Consider the following 2,230-nt stretch of genomic DNA (forward strand, 5'->3'; position numbering starts at 1 on the left):
CTTATGCGAGCTTGAGCGGAGTGCGGTGAAAGTCGCACGCTCCGTTCTTAGAGGGCTGCCCTTCAGTAATGAGGGGTGGCTACTCGACTCTTTGACCATCCATTTAACTTGCTCGCGCGCTTTGCGCAATGTTCTTGCATGAGGAACCATGTGTGTTTGCAAAAGAGACTGCTTATCGGGTTGCCAAATTGTATCTACCCCCCCTCGTTTGGGGTTGGTTTTGCTCAACTTGCTCCGTGTTAGAAACATTTACAACAGCCTGTGTCATTGTGGTGTTATACAAAGGTTGCGTCTTCGGATATTGGATGCCTAAAAAATGGAAGCCCTTATCAATTGATCCAATACGTGTTTTTTTACCGGACAAGCGCAGGCGCCTTTCCTGTAATACCTGCATCAGACGCTGTTTACAGCGATTGAGACTGCGCATGCTTTGGCACAGGATAAGAATGTCATCCTGATACCGAAAGTAAGCCACATCCATTTCATTGAATGCGTCATCGAGTGGTTTTAAATAAAGGCCACTAAAAAATTGGGATAAAGGTCCGCGTAACGCAATGCCTTTATCTGGATTCTTATAACCTCTTGGTGTTTCAATTGGATTGACTACTATGCGTTCCAACACCAAATTCAGCTTAGGATCATGGTAATGTGCCTGAATATCCTTGACTAATTGATGATGTGATATGGATTTGTAATACGATTTAATATCCGCGCGAATAAGGTACTTTGGTCTCATCTCTTCCAGAACTTTTTTTACTTGCTCCGTTGCATACTTTACCCCGCTTGGACCATGAAGGTGATAACAATTAGGGTTCATGACAAAAGGGAATGTGGGTTTTAATTGGTGGAGCAAAACATGTTGCAGAATACGGTCGGAAAGATGGAGTTGGTCAATCATTTCGTCTGGAAAATAACAACGCTTAAGAAATCGTGGTGTATAACTACCATCGATTAGGGCATGAACTCCTTCAACTAGCCAATCATCTAATTCTCGTGCTAAAAAATGAATATCATGGTTATGGTGGGCGTGATGTTTTTGTTTATGGATCTTGGCAAACAGTTTCAGGCCTATATCCAGCATTGAAGTCAGATCCCAGCGTTTCATACTTTATTTCTATCCTTGCCTCATCCAGGAATCCATTTATCTGTTTTTATTCATGGAACACCCAATAACGTGCACTCTAACTTGACTGCCAAATCAGGTGTTATATCATCGTCATTTTAAAACGGATTTGTAGTAATTGATATGGCTGAAGTGATTGCTGTAAATGATGATGAATTAGTGTTACAAGTACGAGTTAAACTTGATGGTTCCATGCTGAACATAGAGGAGGCCATTCAATCCGCAATCAATGAAGTAGGTAGCCTTGCAACAGCAGAGGCATTAAAGCGGTTTGATACAACGGGAGCACCTATTCAAATAGGCAATGTTCGAATGACGAGCAAAGGGAAAGTCCGAAAATGTTATGAAACACCTTATGGTGCTGTTCATTTGGAGCGTTACGTTTATCAAACCTCATCTGGAGGAAAAACCTACTGTCCTTTAGATGAACGAGCACGAACTATCATTAGCTCAACGCCACGCTTCGCCAAACAAGTTTCTAGTAAATACGCACAACTTAGTGCACAAGAGGTCATGGATGATTTTAAAACCAATCATGGCCGTCCAGTGGCCCGGTCTTTTCTAAAAAATATTGCGGATGTGGTTGGCTCAATTGCTCGCGCTGTGGAAGCGGACTGGATGTATGAAACGCCTAAAATTGATGACGTCGTTAGCACGATATCTGTGAGTCTTGATGGTACTTGTGTGCTCATGGTCAATGAAGGTTGGCGAGAAGCCATGACAGGAACAATTACCTTGTATAATAAGATTGGAAAGCGGTTGCATACTATTTATTTAGGGGCAGCGCCAGAATATGGCAAGGCGAACTTTTTGGAGCGTCTTGAGCGAGAAGTGTACCGCATTAAATTACAATACCCTAATGCAACCTATGTAGGTATTGCTGATGGTGCACGAGCGAATTGGGATTTTTTAGAACGCCATACCCAATATCAAGTGCTCGATTTTTTTCATGCAACTGAATATCTTGCAGAAGCTTCTCATGCCATGCACCCAATCGATACATCAGCACGGAAAATTTGGCTCGATTTATCCTGTCACCGATTAAAACATGAGTTTAATGCAGCATCACAATTACTCAGTGAAATGAGCAATATGCTACCCAATAGA

The 2,230-nt window shown here is 42.2% G+C and carries 3 protein-coding genes; 1 reads left to right on the forward strand and 2 read right to left on the reverse strand.

The window, feature by feature from the left end:
* On the reverse strand, positions 1–228 hold a 228-nt coding region (locus Lsan_RS23025), incomplete at its 3' end, for a hypothetical protein (protein ID WP_237762122.1).
* Positions 173–1,105 (reverse strand): reverse transcriptase domain-containing protein, encoded by a 933-nt coding sequence (locus Lsan_RS12465; protein ID WP_058514564.1) that lies wholly within the window; start codon positions 1,103–1,105, stop codon positions 173–175. The genes Lsan_RS23025 and Lsan_RS12465, both read right to left, overlap by 56 nt.
* 141 nt (positions 1,106–1,246) lie before the next feature.
* Between Lsan_RS12465 and Lsan_RS21270 the strand changes: the two genes are divergently transcribed.
* Positions 1,247–2,230, forward strand: a 984-nt coding sequence (locus Lsan_RS21270; protein WP_237762123.1) for an ISKra4 family transposase, incomplete at its 3' end; no start/stop codon positions are given.

It is taken from the genome of Legionella santicrucis, from assembly GCF_001468135.1.
Classification (GTDB): Bacteria; Pseudomonadota; Gammaproteobacteria; order Legionellales; family Legionellaceae; genus Legionella; species Legionella santicrucis.

What these genes read in the sequence shown, in the direction of transcription:
- Lsan_RS12465 (WP_058514564.1), bottom strand. Translation starts at nt 1,105, where the DNA reads ATGAAACGCTGGGATCTGACTTCAATGCTGGATATAGGCCTGAAACTG.